General features: G+C 41.4%; 13 protein-coding genes. 1 reads left to right on the forward strand and 12 read right to left on the reverse strand.

Annotation, left to right across the window (positions count from 1 at the left end):
• The 4 genes from AACY61_RS01000 to AACY61_RS01015 form a co-directional block, all read right to left on the reverse strand.
• Positions 1 to 579, reverse strand: a 579-nt coding sequence (locus tag AACY61_RS01000) for a DGQHR domain-containing protein (RefSeq protein WP_339609309.1), incomplete at its 3' end; no start/stop codon positions are given.
• Entirely contained in the window at positions 572 to 1,087 is a 516-nt protein-coding gene (locus AACY61_RS01005) for a hypothetical protein (RefSeq protein WP_339609311.1), read from the reverse strand. The genes AACY61_RS01005 and AACY61_RS01000, both read right to left, overlap by 8 nt.
• Complete coding sequence (locus AACY61_RS01010) at positions 1,062 to 1,964, reverse strand: type II restriction endonuclease (RefSeq protein ID WP_339609313.1); 903 nt, start codon at positions 1,962 to 1,964, stop codon at positions 1,062 to 1,064. The genes AACY61_RS01005 and AACY61_RS01010 overlap by 26 nt, the downstream gene beginning before the upstream one ends.
• Positions 1,933 to 2,841, reverse strand: coding sequence for a DNA adenine methylase (locus AACY61_RS01015; RefSeq protein ID WP_339609315.1), 909 nt, complete (start codon positions 2,839 to 2,841; stop codon positions 1,933 to 1,935). Before AACY61_RS01015 ends, AACY61_RS01010 begins: the two co-directional genes overlap by 32 nt.
• Positions 2,842 to 3,869: 1,028 nt before the next feature.
• Between AACY61_RS01015 and AACY61_RS01020 the strand changes: the two genes are divergently transcribed.
• Positions 3,870 to 5,399 (forward strand): SulP family inorganic anion transporter, encoded by a 1,530-nt coding sequence (locus AACY61_RS01020; protein WP_339609317.1) that lies wholly within the window; start codon positions 3,870 to 3,872, stop codon positions 5,397 to 5,399.
• Between the two features lie 264 nt (positions 5,400 to 5,663).
• On the opposite strand, the gene AACY61_RS01025 is transcribed toward AACY61_RS01020, so the two are convergent.
• The 8 genes from AACY61_RS01025 to AACY61_RS01060 all read right to left on the reverse strand — a co-directional run bounded on the left by AACY61_RS01025 (position 5,664) and on the right by AACY61_RS01060 (position 15,773).
• Positions 5,664 to 6,299, reverse strand: a complete 636-nt coding sequence (locus tag AACY61_RS01025; protein WP_339609319.1) for a methyltransferase domain-containing protein — start codon at positions 6,297 to 6,299, stop codon at positions 5,664 to 5,666.
• A 166-nt stretch (positions 6,300 to 6,465) separates the two neighbouring features.
• Positions 6,466 to 7,191: a hypothetical protein gene (locus AACY61_RS01030; protein WP_339609321.1), complete on the reverse strand. Its 726-nt coding sequence runs from the start codon at positions 7,189 to 7,191 to the stop codon at positions 6,466 to 6,468.
• Positions 7,192 to 7,515: 324 nt separating this feature from the next.
• The gene (locus AACY61_RS01035) at positions 7,516 to 7,701 is read right to left on the reverse strand and encodes a DUF2892 domain-containing protein (protein ID WP_339609323.1); all 186 of its coding nucleotides are present in this window, start codon (positions 7,699 to 7,701) and stop codon (positions 7,516 to 7,518) included.
• A 191-nt stretch (positions 7,702 to 7,892) separates the two neighbouring features.
• Positions 7,893 to 8,201, reverse strand: a complete 309-nt coding sequence (locus tag AACY61_RS01040) for a hypothetical protein (RefSeq protein WP_339609325.1) — start codon at positions 8,199 to 8,201, stop codon at positions 7,893 to 7,895.
• A gap of 117 nt (positions 8,202 to 8,318) precedes the next feature.
• Entirely contained in the window at positions 8,319 to 11,573 is a 3,255-nt protein-coding gene (locus AACY61_RS01045) for an efflux RND transporter permease subunit (RefSeq protein WP_339609327.1), read from the reverse strand.
• Between the two features lie 161 nt (positions 11,574 to 11,734).
• The gene (locus AACY61_RS01050; RefSeq protein ID WP_339609329.1) at positions 11,735 to 12,811 is read right to left on the reverse strand and encodes an efflux RND transporter periplasmic adaptor subunit; all 1,077 of its coding nucleotides are present in this window, start codon (positions 12,809 to 12,811) and stop codon (positions 11,735 to 11,737) included.
• A gap of 34 nt (positions 12,812 to 12,845) precedes the next feature.
• Positions 12,846 to 14,450 (reverse strand): hypothetical protein, encoded by a 1,605-nt coding sequence (locus AACY61_RS01055; protein WP_339609331.1) that lies wholly within the window; start codon positions 14,448 to 14,450, stop codon positions 12,846 to 12,848.
• A gap of 12 nt (positions 14,451 to 14,462) precedes the next feature.
• Entirely contained in the window at positions 14,463 to 15,773 is a 1,311-nt protein-coding gene (locus tag AACY61_RS01060) for a TolC family protein (protein ID WP_339609333.1), read from the reverse strand.
• Between the last annotated feature and the right edge of the window lie 41 nt (positions 15,774 to 15,814).

Here is a 15,814-nt window from a genome sequence, read left to right on the forward strand (position 1 = left end):
GGGGCTTCTAGTTTTTGCTAATGAATATAAATCATAAACTAACGATTTATTAACTTTTGTTTGGGCTTTATTTATGGTGGCGAAAATAGAAGATTGATATTCTTCATCTATATCGATAAATATTGTAACAATTAAGTCAAAAACAAATGTTTCTCTAAAGAGTGAATTTTCTTCAATGTATTTTTCAATTCCAAAAATTCTATGCTGACCATCTATGATTTTAGCTATTCTTCCATTATTCCTTAATTTTAAAATTTTTCCATCAAATGAAACTATATTTTCTATGACAACATCATCATCATCGATATAAGTAATTGAATCAATACTTATTACAATACTGTTTGGAAAAGTTGAGTCTTCAAATGATACATACTGAGAAATCTCCTTTAAACGCTTCTTGCTTAACTCGCGTTGAATTCCCATATATCCTTCAATGCCTCCTGCACCTTCAACTCTAATTCTTTCAATATCCTTACGGGCAATAGAAAGTAAATCGAACCATTTAATTTTACCAACATAAAATTTACCAATAGGTTGTTCTAATTCAAAACACTCTATTTCAATCACTTCTTCACTCATTTTCTTTTAATTTATGAAATGAATCTTTTAAATTCGAATATGACTTTTTTGTTTGACTTGCAAAAGAAGACTTATTCTCTCTAAAGTAATTTATACATTCAAACACAACATACATTAATATAGAAACAATAAAAATTCTATAAGACCAAGCGTTAAAGTTAAACTGATAGTCTAATTTATCTGTGTAGGTAAATGCGTATAGAAATGAAATTACAATAGCTTGTAAAATAAAAATTAAAAGTAATAGTAAGCCTACCTTGTTATTTTTTTCCAATGTTTTATACCACAAATATATTGTGCTAAATAAAAATGTAGAGCTATAAATAATAAAACTTTGAGGGTCAAAAACCTTAGAGATTGAACTTGTATCTACTAAAAGCAATATAAAAGCGCCAATATAAAATGGGAATAGGTTGCCTGCTATTTTAAATAATAAATCTGCCCATATTTCAAATAAAACAGAAATAGACAATTTACAAAAATCAAAAAAGCTGTTTAAGTACTCCATTTTTTAACATCTCTAAATTCAACAAATAATCTGCTCTATCAAAATACTCGCGAAGCGGTCGTAAGGTCGATTTCCAACCAGCGCCGTCTGTGACCCAAATAAACTCAATGTCTTGTGCATTCCAGTATTCGTTCATTTTGATATATTCTGTAGCAGTTGACTTCAGCTTTGAGCCACCACCACCGTAAAAGTTGCATTCAATAAAATAAAGTTTACCGTTATTGTTTATAGCAAAGTCTATTTGTCGTGAGGATTTATCTACAATCAAATCTATACCCCACTCAAGTTTAATTCTTTTAGCAGTCGCCTGTGACATATATTCCAAACCCAAGCTTGTACAGGTTTCTTTTACAAACTCTTCTACCAGATTTTCCATGAGTGTTCCGCCACGGTTTTTTCTACCGTTGCTGTCTAGTCCAACTTCAACACCAGTGGCATAATCCACAAAGCTTTTGAGTTGTTTGTTTTCAATCAAATCACCCAGACCTGTGTTGATAATGAACTCTACAATTTCTTTTATTTCGCTAGCAGTGTATTCTTTTTGAAAAAAATCTAAGTGGTTATAAACAAAGTTTTTGTTGTCAATCAAAACATCAACACTTCCCGCTCTTATTGCTAATAAGGTAGGAATAGTTCTTATGGTTTCGGGATATTTTTTGAAGAGTTCAAAAGCTTCCTTTCGCAAATCCTTTTTTCCTACTAAATAATTAAGAAGATGTAACTCTTTTTCAAAAAGCTTTATGTTTCTGATTACTTTATCCCAATTGACAAAATAATCCCATTGGGTTATTTTCTCTTTAAAACTAGAAGTGATTTTTTCAAAGAGTAAATCTTGGTTTTCTATGTTAAGCAGTTTGCATAGCTTGTTCTGTTGCATAGTTGGTTATTAATAATTCATTTAGCTTACCTCGCTTAGATGCATTTGCGTTTATACTTCTTTTGGCACTTACCCTAGAAATAAAAAAGTCAGTATAAAGGTCGTCAAAAAAGTTATCATTAGGATCCTTTCCTTTAACATCCGAATTACTGAGCATCCAATGATGCCCTAAAGTATCAAGATGAGAGCAAAAGTCTCTTAGTCTTATTTGCTCAATATCGTTAAACTCATCTTTGGCATAGGCATTAAAACTAGAGGTGTTACTTAGTGGTTTATAAGGTGGATCAAAGTAAAAAAAATTGTTTTCAGCTGTGAACTTTAAAGTTTGTTGATAATCACCACATAGCAATTCGACTCTTTGAAGAACTTCACTTACGGCTTTCAAGTTTTCTGTATCGCAAATAGTCGGCTTTTTATATGAACCAATAGGCACATTAAACTGATTATTCCTGTTCACTCGATATAGTCCATTAAAACAAGTCCTATTCAGAAATATGAATAAGGCAGCCTGGTCAACAATATTTAAATTTCGAGCATTAAAAAGTTCTCTTTTATTGTAGAAATACATTTTTTTACGCTCTTCATTATTTACTAAATGATGATATTCGTTTTGAAATTCTTTAAGTATAGAAACTAATTCCTGATGGTTATTAGCAATAACTTTGTAGGTGTTGATCAAGTCTTCGTTTATATCATTAATAATTGCTCTTTCAAGATTTGGAAAGTTTCTTAACATCCAAAATAATACAGCTCCACTTCCAACAAAAGGTTCAATGTAGGTGAAATTTTGTCTTGTTATTCGCTCAGGTAAAGCATTTTCAATAACATTTAATAATTGTGTTTTACCACCTGCCCATTTCAAAAAAGGTTTTGCCATAATTTTTTACTAAAGAGATTAAATGATGAATTCAAATATAGAACTTAAATAAAACATTTTCTGGATGTCATTTTAAAAGTTGTAAAGACTTTATTAAAAGATAAATTATTGGCCTCCTCCCACTTTTCTCCCACATTCCTCCCAGTCTGCTTCCTAAAAATGCAGTTTTCAGGGCGTTTTCTGGAACAATCCTGGAACAAATCAATTGTTTTTCTTTTATTTCAGGACGGGTCAAAAAGCTAAAAATCAACGTATTAATGCAACGTTCAAGTTGGGTTCATGTATGGTTCATGGTAAGTTAATGCGATGTTCATAGTGAGTTAATGTAAGGTTCCAAGGGTGTAAAGGCGACGCTAAGGCAACGTTTACTCGATGCAAAAGCAACAAAAAGGCTGCTTGTATAGCTAGGTCAAGGTAGGATAAAGGCATTGTAAAGCGACAACAGCACTTTTAAGAGGTACAGTTTGAGCTAAATAACCAGTATAGGATTTATTAATCTGTATAGCTATTTCAGGACGGGTCATCCTAAGGGGATACTTAATAGATACTTAATAGATAGTGTATGGATAGTGTATGAGGAGTGTATGATATGGTAAAAAACTCCTAAAATCAGATTCCTCTATACACCATGTAGTACATACGTCAAGGAAACGCCTGGGTTAGGTTAAATCAGTGTTCAGTATGTTCCGCGGCAGTTAGTGCTTCGTTGAGTAAGTTTGTGGTTGAGCTATACCGCTGAGAGCCACAAAGAATCTGCAACCTTTCACAAAGAACTCAATTTTGTTCAAACCCATTACTGAGCACGTTACTTTACGTCTCTTCAGCGGCTTAACACAAATTTTACAACTAAGCCCCTTGCCTGTTATTTTAAATAGTCTATTTTTGCCGGCTTCAAATGAATACTGTAGTTTACATACCGTCCCGCCTTCAGCTCAGTCCGCCCTAGTGGCAGGATACACCTTGTTTTATAAACTTTCAAACCTTACTATCCAAATCAAGGGCATACCCTTTCTTTACTTCTATAAAAAATGAAAAAATATTTAAACCTCTTTGACCTCAAACAAAAAGTAGATTACAAAACCGAAATCCTTTCGGGGATCACTGTTGCACTGGCCTTAGTGCCTGAAGCGGTAGCCTTTTCTTTTATGGCAGGTCTTTCACCGCTCACCGGTTTGTATGCGGCTTTTGTCATGGGGTTGGTAACGGCCATTTTTGGAGGGCGTCCCGGGATGATTTCAGGAGCAACGGGCGCTGTTGCTGTCGTTATCGTGTCACTGGCACAATCACACGGGGTAGAGTATGTGTTTGCAGCTGTGGTATTGGCCGGAATCATTCAAATGCTCGCCGGCTTTTTAAAGCTGGGCAAACTCATCCGCCTGGTACCGCATCCTGTGATTTTTGGGTTTGTCAACGGGCTGGCCATCATCATTTTTATGTCTCAACTGGACCAGTTTAAAGATCCCTCCGGCAACTGGCTAACCGGAAGTACACTTTATATATTATTGGGGCTGGTGTTGCTCACTATGTTAATCATCTGGGGCTTACCCAAACTCACTAAGGCATTTCCGGCTTCGCTGGCTTCTATCCTGGTGGTCTTTGGTTTGGTAGTGTTTCTGGGAATCGATACCAAAACCGTGGGGGATATCGCTTCTATTGAAGGGGGGTTCCCGCCGTTTCATATTCCGCAAGTGCCTATTTCCTGGGAAACTTTGATGCTGATTTTACCTTATTCTGCCATCGTGGCCGGAGTGGGACTCATCGAAAGCTTACTAACTCTCAACATCATTGACGAAATCACTGAAACCCGTGGTCGTGGCAATAAGGAGGCTGTGGCACAGGGGGCTGCTAACTTCCTTTCGGGCTTGTTTTCCGGAATGGGTGGTTGTGCTATGCTAGGGCAGAGTTTAATCAACGTGTCATCCGGGTCGCGCGCACGCCTGGCAGGTATCGTGGCTGCCGTGATGCTGCTGGTGTTTGTGATGTTTGGCTCCAGCCTGATTGAGCAAGTGCCTATGGCTGCCCTCACGGGGCTGATGATTATGGTAGCCATTGGCACCTTTGAATGGGCAAGCGTGAAAACCTTTAACCGCATGCCCAAATCAGATGTGCTGGTAATGGTGCTGGTTACCTTGGTCACAGTGTTTTTACACAATTTGGCGTTGGCTGTTTTGGTAGGGGTGATTATTGCAGCTTTGGTGTTTGCCTGGGACAATGCCAAGCGCATTCGTGCGCGTAAACATGTGGATGATGATGGTGTAAAGCACTATGAAATCTACGGACCCTTGTTTTTTGGTTCTGTAGCAGTGTTTAACGAAAAGTTTGATGTATTGAATGACCCGGATGAAGTCATCATCGATTTTGCCGAAAGCCGTGTAGTGGATATGTCGGCCATTGAAGCCCTTAATAAACTTACTGAGCGGTATTTGAAGGTGGGAAAAAAAGTACACCTCAAACACCTTAGTTCCGATTGCAAACGACTGCTTAAAAATGCCGAAGCCATCATTGACGTCAATGTGATGGAAGACCCGACCTATAAAGTGGTGACAGATAAGGTATAGTGGGCAGTGTTCAGATGTTTTAAAATGAAGTAAGACAAAAATCTTTACGGCTTTTGCTGTTTTACGAGAAAATCAAAGCGCATTTCACGCAAAGACCACAAAGTAAAAACGCAAAAGCAAAGAGGTAAAAATAGTTATATCAAATCATTACTATTGATTTTTAGTCTTTACTCATTTTTTTCTTAATACTTTTTTACTCAATACTCAATACTCAATACTCAATACTAATTAGTCCTAAGTCAAAGCTGTTCACAGCTCACGATTTCACTCCTCACTCTTTTCAAACACAAAAAACCTGTTGGTAAGCTCGGTTAGTTTGTAGTTAAAAAGTTGTGCAATGTATTGCAGGGTTTCTTTGCGGTAGATAAACACGTGGGTTTCATCCTTGCGGTACCCCCAGTTTTTAAAGTCGATACTGTCGTTGTAGAGCAGGGTCATGCACACAAACTTTCCTCCGGACAGCAACATCTGGTCGAGTTTGGTAAACTCTTCACGCGGATGGAAAAAATGTTCCACCACTTCACAACAGGCGATGTACTGATATGTTAGATCCAGTAGGGTTTCATTTGGGGTGAAATAGGGGTCATACTGCTTGATGTTATACCCTTTGTCCAGCAGCATTTTAGAGATCACCGGCCCGGTGCCGGAGCCAAAATCAAGACCCTGGTCGTTTTGAGAAAAATGGGTTAAGACATACTGCCAGATTGGAGCGGTAAATTGTTGGTAGCCGGCGTCATTCACATCGTTGTTGTGCAGTTGGTACCGGTGCAATTCTTCATCAGGGGTGGGCAGTAAATCGGGGTGTTTGACCAAAGCCCGGCATCCTTTGCAGTCAAAATACTCGGGGTCAATCATTGTGGTAAGTGCACTGTGGCACAAAGGGCATTGCATAGAGACCATATAGTAAGATGGTTTTAAAGCTCTAAAGATACTAGATTAGTGTATATGGCAGCAATAAGGAATTGTTTTAAGAGAATCAAATTACACTTTACTACAGAAATACCTACTGCAGGAACAAACACAGTAGTCCTCGGCTTAGGGGTTTTCTACTGAATAGTACAGCCAACTACTTTTTATAAGCCACTTCATAGGGACTCCAAATTTCATAAAGGGGGTCTCCTTTGGAACTGTTCCCTTTGTGGTGCCATTGACCCTCTTTTACTTCATACTGAAATTGCAGGCTGGCCCCCACGCGGCTGTCATCACGGGAAAAGAATGTGATGTACTCAGTATAGGTGCCATTGTTGGCTGAATAGGTTCCCCCACCGGTACCACTAAATTCTTTGGTAGCAGAATTAAAGGCAACCCACTGAAAGCGTCCGCCACTGAGTATTTTAATGGTGCGACGGTCACCGGGTGTCATGGTGTTTATCTTCCCGTCACGCTCTCGGCCGGTGATGACCCAATTGCCGGTGAGGGCATCAGTTTTTAAAGAACGGCGCTGCCAGGTTTGGGTGTGTCCGCCTGAGCTCAATTCAAGCTGGTCGTCTTTCAGGGTTACTTTAAAATCCATTGTTTTCCCTATGCGTTGCGGACTGCGGGTATTGAAGTCTTGTGTTTCACTGTAGGATCTGCCTTTGAAGTTATAGTCACCGCCATAGGCGTATAAAAACGTATTGGTGGCTGCTTCCTTGGCCCCCACGGCAAAATAGCCATCCTGATAGATGGCAATGACCTCGTTTTTGGTGAGCATTTCACCGTTTTCATGGGTAAGTTGCCAGGATCCTTCCAGGCTTTGCGCGAAAAAGGATGAGGCAATCAGTATGCTGAAAAGTGTACAAAATGCTTTCATAACGAAGTGAGTTTTTGAGTTTTCACTAAAATACGAAAGATTTTTGAGACTTTGCAATGACTTAAAGTGATATTGTTTCTTCAGAGACGCAACAGATTTTTAAACGATGACACACTTAATTGAACATAACCTTTGAAATCATCACATTGCTTAGTTATTCTTAGTGATACTTTGCGTTTCTCTGTGAAACTTTGTGGAATAGCTATACCACAGAGTTACGCAGAGTTTCCTAAGATTTACACAGAGAAATTTGTCTCATGTCCTAAGTCCTGCAGTCCTACATCAGTCTTAATACTTCGTACTTTAAACTTCATACCTCTAACTTCAATCTTTGACTCCAAATTTCTTCAAAATATCTTCCATCAAACACCATTTGGTAATCGATGATTGCAAAAGGTTTACACCCACAAAGGCGGTAAACCACAGCCAGTTGATATTCACATAGATTGCAAGCAACAAGCTGATGATAATAAACGTGCCGGCTACGGCTCTAATGATTCTGTTTAACATAGTTAATTGTTTTTAGTTATTTATTTTTAAAATGTTCAGGACTGGATACAAGTTGTACCACAGAGATACAAAGAGTTTCCACAGACCTACCTGCCGGCAGGCGGGGTTTAACAGAGGGTTTTAAACATTTATTTACCCACCACTCACCACTCATCATTCACCACACACCACTCACCACACACCACTCACCACTAAATAGCTCTTTCAATCGGCACCACCACCACCCTTACCGGGTTTTCCGTCTCCAGGGTGTTGTTGTATTGCGTTACCAATTCAAAAAACGGGTCGATTTTTTCTTCAGGGGCAAAAGAAAAGAACAACAGCGATTCGCTGCCGCCTTTCTCTCCCGGAAACCAGCTTTGAGTGGCGACCACCGAGTTGTTTCCATTCTTGTAGCCGTCAATTTCTGAGGCGCTAAAGGCCTCGATTCCGGCTTTTTTAAACAGCTTGAGAACGTCCTTTTGGAATTCTTCTACTGCAGTTACGATTAATAGTTTCATTTTTTTGAGTTTTAGTATTTAAAGGGTTTCACGCAAAGAAGCGCAATGACTTCCGCAAAGCCCGCAAAGGCGCAAAGTATTGTCCTAAGTCCTACAGTCCTAAGTCATAGATAGTCTCTATTCTTTATTCTCTATTCTATTTTCTTCCTCAACAACTTCTTCCTCAACTTCAGGATACTGCTTCCGCATAATCAAATAATACACCAGTGGCACCACCAACAAGGTCAGGAAAGTCGAACCAATCGTTCCGCCCATCAGTGAAATTGCGAGTCCCTGGAAAATGGGGTCAAACAGGATCACAAAAGCCCCGATGACTACCGTTCCTGCGGTGAGCAGAATGGGTGTTGTACGCACGGCACCGGCTTCTACAATGGCTTGTTTCAACGGAATGCCTTCTTCCAGTCGCAGGTTAACAAAGTCAATGAGCAGCACAGAGTTTCGCACCATGATCCCCGCCAGGGCAATCATTCCAATAAACGAAGTCGCGGTAAAGAAGGCACCCAGCAGCCAGTGACCAATCACAATTCCAATCATTGACAACGGTATGGCCACCATCATCACAATGGGTGCTTTAAAGTTTTGAAACCATCCCACAATGAGCATATAGATAATGACAATCACGCCCAGAAAGGCAATCCCTAAATCACGGAATACTTCCAGCGTGATTTGCCACTCGCCATCCCATTTTACGGTAAAGTCGTCTTCGTGTTGTGGTTGGCTGGCATACAGCTCGTTCATGGTATAACCTTCCGGTAACGGAATTTCTTTCAATTTTTCTTCCATACCCAATATAGCATACACTGGGCTCTCCAGAGTTCCGGCCATATCAGCCAAAACATAAACCACGCGTTTTTGGTTTTTGCGATAAATGCTTTTGGGTACGGAATTTTCGTTAATCGTTACCAAATCGCCTACCGAAACCATAGTCCCTTGTTGAGAAACGATTTCTATCTGTGCAATGGCTTCTGGACTGGCTTTTTCCTGTTCGTCCAGCGCGAGTAAAATTCCCACCCGTTCTGTGGCGTTTTCGTCATAAAGGTGTGTTACAGCGTGTTCACCCAGAGCCATACGCAGTGTTTGTACAATTTGCTGAGGTGCTACGCCATAGCGCATGGCTTTTTCGCGGTCGATGTCATAGACAAACTCCGTTTGGTCAGCTTCCACCATCCAGTCGATATCTACCACATCGGTGGTGTTGTGCAGGATACTTTGCACGGAATCAGCCACACGGATTTGCTCTTCATAATCAGGACCATAAATCTCAGCCACAATAGTGCTCAATACAGGCGGTCCCGGGGGCACTTCTACCAGTTTGACGTTGGCGTTGTATTTGGAAGCAATTTTTTGAATGTCAGGACGCAGCAACTTGGCGATATCGTGACTTTGCAGTTTGCGGTCGCCTTTGTCTTTAATGTTTACCTGAATATCAGCCGTATTGGAAGCCCCTCTTAAATCGTAATGACGCACAAGACCGTTAAAGGTAATGGGTGCCGAAGTACCCACATAGGTTTGATAGTTCACCACTTCCGGACGGGTAGACAGATATTGTGCAATTTCCTGAGTCACCACATTGGTGCGCTCCAGAGTGGTGCCTTCAGGCATATCGATGACTACCTGAAATTCGTTTTTATTATCAAAGGGCAACATTTTTACCAAAACACTTTCGGTAAAGAACATCGCTACCGACCCTATGAGTAATAAGGTGGTAATTCCCAGTGCCATCCAGCGCTTTAAAGGATTGTCAAGCAAGGGGCGTTCAAACTTACTGTAGATTTTATAAATACGGGTGTCTTCAATTTCGATGGGTTTTTCCACTTCACCGGCCTTGTTCTTTTTTTCCTTTTCACGTAAGAAAATATAACCCAGATAAGGTGTAATGGTCAAGGCGACAATCAACGAGAGAATCATCGCTATGGATGCACCAATCGGCATAGGGCTCATATAAGGTCCCATGAGTCCGCTTACGAAAGCCATCGGTAACACCGAAGCAGTAACAGTGAAGGTTGCCAATATTGTTGGGTTCCCCACTTCGTTGATGGCATAAAGAGCGGCTTGCTTAAACGGCAGGCGTTTCATCTTAAAGTGGCGGTGCATATTCTCAGCGATGATGATGGAGTCATCCACCACAATACCGGTCACAAACACCAAAGCAAATAAAGTGATGCGGTTCAGAGTATAGTCTAATAAATAGTAACTTAACATCGTCAAAGCAAAAGTCACGGGAACTGAAAGAAACACAACTAGTCCACCGCGCCAGCCCATAGCGAGCATAACCACAATGGTTACGGCAATAATGGCTCCCAGGAGGTGCAACAGCAGTTCCCCCACTTTTTGGGAGGCGGTTTCGCCATAGTTGCGGGTGACTTCCACGTGTACATCATCAGGGATAATGGTAGTGCGCAGGTGTTCTACCTTGTCGAGAATAATGTCGGAAAGTTTCATGGCGTCGGCGCCTTTGCGCTTGGCCACTGAAATGGTGACGGCAGGATATTCTGAAGGGTATTTGGAAGCCACTTCTTCAAATGCAGCCCCATACCCATAACTTACATATTCTTTGGAAAGTTCAGGGCCGTCAAGTACCTGAGCGATTTGTTTTAAATATACCGGCTGGTTTTGATTGATGCCCACGATGAGGTTTTCCACATCATCCACGGTTTGTAAAAAGCTTCCGGTATTGACTTTAAATTCGGTGTCGTTACGGTTGAACGCTCCGGAAGTCATTTGGATGTTGCTGGCTTGAATATTTTCGGCTACACCCAGTAGATCCACACCAGCAGAAGCCATTTTGTTTTTGTCTAAAACCACGCGAACTTCACGACTGCGACCGCCGATTTTGTGGGTGGTGGCAACATCGGTCACTTTGCTGATTTCGTGATTGACCTCATTGGCGATTTGGCGCAGCTGGTAGTCGTCATAGGTTTCGCTCCAGAGTGTCAATCCCAGCATGGGTACATCATCTATGGAACGGGTTTTGACCAAGGGCGGTGTAACACCGGCCGGCATTTGGTCCATATGCTTCATCAACTCATTGTAGAGTTTGACATAAGAACGCTCAATGTCTTCGCCCACATAAAACTGTACAATGATCATGCCTTGTTCCTGCATGGAGGTGGAATAGACATACTCGACGCCTTTGATGTTGGACACCATTTTTTCAATGGGCTTAATAACCCGTGACTCCACTTCCAGCGGACTCGCCCCGGGATAACCGATAAAGATATCGGCCATGGGCACGTCAATCTGTGGTTCTTCTTCCCGTGGGATTAAAAAAGAGCTGTACACCCCAATGACCATAAACACAATCATTAACAGGATGGTGAGCTTGGAGTCTATAAATAATTTGGCAATTTTGCCGGCTAAACCTTCTTTCATCTTAACTATTTTATTTTGTTGGTTGTCATCCTTCTTTGTGGATCTTTGTGCTTCTTTGAGCAACTTTGCGGTACAGCTTTACCACAGAGTTACACAGAGGTTCCGCAGAGGCTCACAGAGGAATTTAGTCCTATGTCTTAAGTCTTACTGTCTTATGTCTTTTATTGTATTACTTCTACTTTCGCTCCATTGTAAAGCTTTCCTTCGGCTTCCACGATAATTGCTTCTTCGGTATTGAGTCCGGAGAGGACTTCCACTTCGTTGCCAAAGCTTCTTCCCAGTCTTAGCCAGCGCAGCATCGCTGTGTTTTGCTGGCTTATTGTATAAACGCCGCGTAAATCGCCTTGGGTAACGATGGCCTCCTGAGGCACGGTCACGAGTTTTGGGGTGTTTTCAGTTTGTGTTACTGGAAACTGCACGGTAGCATACATCCCTGATTTCAGAGCATCATTTTTATCGAGTGCTATTTTCACCGGATACTGTCCGCCGGTCATCGATGATGAACTACTTACTTCTGTTACTTTCCCCGAAACACTTTGATCAATGGACTTTATGTGTACTTCTACGGTTTCACCAGTGTTGATTTGGCTAATGTTATTGGCAGGAACAGTAGCGCGTACTTCAAAGTTTCCCGGGGCTTCAATGGCTAGCAACGGCATACCGGGATTGGCCATGGCACCGGCTTCAATAAAGCGATTGGTGATTATACCACTGAAAGGCGCTCTGATTTCGGCGTAAGCAAATTGGGCATCGATTTCGGCTTTCATCGCTTTGGCCGATTCCAGGCGGGCTTTGGCCATTTCATACTGTGCTGTGATATCGTCAAGTTCTTTTTGGGAGGCACTGTTTTGTGCAAACAAGGCGGTGAAGCGTTCAAAATCTCTTTTGGCATTGCTGACAGCAACCTGAGCTTCATTGATGCCGGCATTGACTTGGGCACGCTTGGCCTGCAGGTCATTGTTGTTGATGGATATTAATAACTGTCCTTGAGTCACTTGATCACCAATGTTAACAAGTACCCGGTTAACGTGTCCCATCATACGGGTGCTGAGAGTGGCGTTGTTGACGGCGACTATTTCTCCGCTTACAGTCAGGTTGCTCCCTGAGCTTGTTGCAGGAGCCTTAGTGGTGACCTGAATTGCCTTTTGGCTGTTACTTACAGTATCTGTTTCTGAGTTGCCACAGCTGCCTAATAGAAGAGTACTGAGAGTGATAATTGATAGTATTTTGATTTTCATGATTCTGAGTAATTACTAAATTAAAACTGATTGATTATTTTTTTATTAATTGTTTGGTTACAAAAAACTTATTTTCAAAAACTACTGTCACAGATAATACTTGAGAAGAAAGTTGCTCGTCGATTGTAATGACAGCTATGTTGTTGCCGGGTTGTAAGTCTTTTAAAGCGTCTCTTTTAAGGATTTGACCTGAAGCATTTGAAATATAATAGTATGCTTCCCCTGCAATTTGAGACTCAAATTCCACCGTAAAAGATGTAGTTGCAGGATTGGGGTATAGCTTAAAGGAGTAAGGATTGTTCCCGTTAATTTCCTGTATGCTCATGGGTTGATTTCTGATTAATTTGATAGCATAGATTCCTGCGTCTGCACTTGTAGTGCTTGTTTGGTTGTTTGTAAACGGATTTAAGCTGGGACTAAAAATACCTCCATACACGTGCCCGATGATAAATTCGTCTGTCGTGATATCATTGAGTTTGATAATTTCTGAATTGTAGTTGGGCAAGGTTTTATTTGGAATAAATTCAGAACCGGCACCTCGTAAGCCGGGCATTTCAATGGGTAATACAAATTCCTGTAAACCTCCCTCGGCAAAACGGGTCACACGGCTGATGGTTTTTACAAACGGCACGTTATTGTCTTGAATTAAATTTCCATTTTGATAGTAAAACTGACTGATGCCCCCAAAGAATATACTGTGCATTTCGTTGAGGTCACTGTCATACAATGCAGCAGTGGCACTGTGATAATTACTTAAATATTGGTTAAAGCCAGTAACCGGAGTGTACCCCAGCTCAGTAATTTCAACAGGATAAAGGAAAGGCAGGTTGACATTTTCCTGAAAAACCCCTGATGAAATCATATATCCCTGTGCTCCATCGGGAAAAATCTGAGGTATCAGATTATAATCTCTTCTCCTTAAGTGCACCTCGTCTGTAGTGGCTGTATAATTGTCAAAACTCAGTTGATTACCGCTGTTATCTATTGTAAATTTTTGAATAGCAGTCGCATAGGTTTGCACAAAAGTGGGGTTGTTCATTGGGTTGTAGCGCCCGTCAAAACGTTGACCACCCACCAGATAAAATGTAGTGCCTATTTTACCCAACTGTCCGCCGGTATTTGCAAAAATATCATCTGTTATATGTTTAAAATATGGTATGATACTGTTATTGTTTACCACAGCATTTACCAATCCGGCTACATCTATAGAAGTGAGGTATGGAAAGGTGATGTGGTCATCGGCAGTTGGTGAATAGGCATAGCCACCTATTATAAACAAGTCGTTTCCATCCTGATAAAAGTTCATATTGGTCGATTGCAGCTGTTCACTGATTCCTGTGGGTAATACATTTAATGGGGCAGTCCAGAATTGTTGTGTATTTACATCAATCACTATGACCTCTGAATTGTTTTGTGCCGCCGGGAAGGCATTGAAGGGCTGACGGGCATGTATGCCGTCTTTTCTGCCGCCGATTATTAGCCATTTACCGTCATATTGCGCAAAGGCATAAGAATGTAATCCGGGAAGTCCGGGGATATTAACCTGCTCCAATTCAACAGTGAAATCAAAAGATTCCTGGGCTTGCTGAGTCGCTGTCGTTCCAATCAGCAATATCAAAGTGTAAAAAAGTTTTTTCATGGTGATGGCTGATTATTCTCCTTTGATTAAAAATTCTAAATAAGCTTTCGCGAAATTGTATTCAAATACGGTTTGTAAGTACTCCAGTTGTTTTTGGGCAAATTGGGTTTCGCTTTGTAAGAGTTCGGTGGTTTTTTCCAGTCCTTGTTCAAAGCGGTTGGTGCGGATGCGTAAGGCTTCTTCTGATTGCTCCACGGCGAGTTTGCTGCGTTTTAACTGTTCCAGCAAATCGTTGACCTGACGCTGTGCTTTGTTAATTTCCATTTGGCTTTGTGCCTTGTATTGGTCGAGTTCTAAACGTGACTGCTCGAGCTCGGCTTTGCTTTTTTGTGCTTTTCCGAAGCGTTTTCCGCCTTGAAATAAATCCCAACTCAATTGTGCACCCACCAGATAGCCATTGGCATTGCCCTGAAAGAGTTCGCTGTCATAGAGTTCATAGCTTCCAAAGGCATTCAGGCGTGGCAGAAACGCCATTTGATCGGCTTTGTTCATTTTCGCGTAAGCGTCTGTAGCCAGTGCCATCGCTTGAATATCTGAACGGTTTTCGTTGAGGGATGTATTTTGAAGAGATGCAAGTTCAGTTGCTTCGAGTGTGTCTGTGGGTTTCCAAATTGTATAGGTTTCTTCGCTCATTAGCAACGAAAGGTAGTCTGAAGCGTTTTGCACATTGCTTTTGGCTTGCTGTAACTGGTTTTGAACTTCGCTCAGACGCACTTCAACTGCCAGCACATCTGAACGTTGCAGATAGCCTTGCTTGAAGCTGTTGGTTGCCAGTTTTTGGTTTTCCTGAGCGGCCTCCAGTGCTTTTTCTAAAACATTTACGGCTTTATGAGCCAGTTGCAGTTGCATATAGGCTTTTTCCACTTCCAGAAGGATGTAGTCCTGAGTACGTTGGCCTTGCAATTGGGTGGCCTGCATGTTGCTTTTGGCGGCCTGACGCTGAAAAATGCCATCGATATTTATAAGGGGTTGTTGTATTTCAAACTTGGTAGCAAAATTATCGGTGCGTTCCGGGTTGTTTAAGAGCACTGGATTAAAATCATTTTGCGTCAGGATTTCCTGATTGAGTTTTGATCCAAATGCCATCAACGGATTGGTGGTGGTAAACCCGGTATGTGAAGCACTGATATTGGGCAGGAAAACGGCGTTGGTTTGCCTGTAGTTAGCACGTGCTTGCAGGAATTCCTGTTCTGATATTTTGAGGTTGCGGTTGTTTTCCAGAGCGCCGGATAGGGCTTGTTCCTTAGAGAGCGGCTTTTGCTCTTGTGCAAAAAGGAGTGTGCTGCTTGCTATGGAAAGGAATACTAAGAGTGTTTTCTTCATTTTATCTCAATTTGACAGGGCAAAAGTACGCTGCCAAATGA

Source organism: uncultured Planktosalinus sp., assembly GCF_963973675.1.
Lineage (GTDB): Bacteria > Bacteroidota > Bacteroidia > Flavobacteriales > Flavobacteriaceae > Planktosalinus.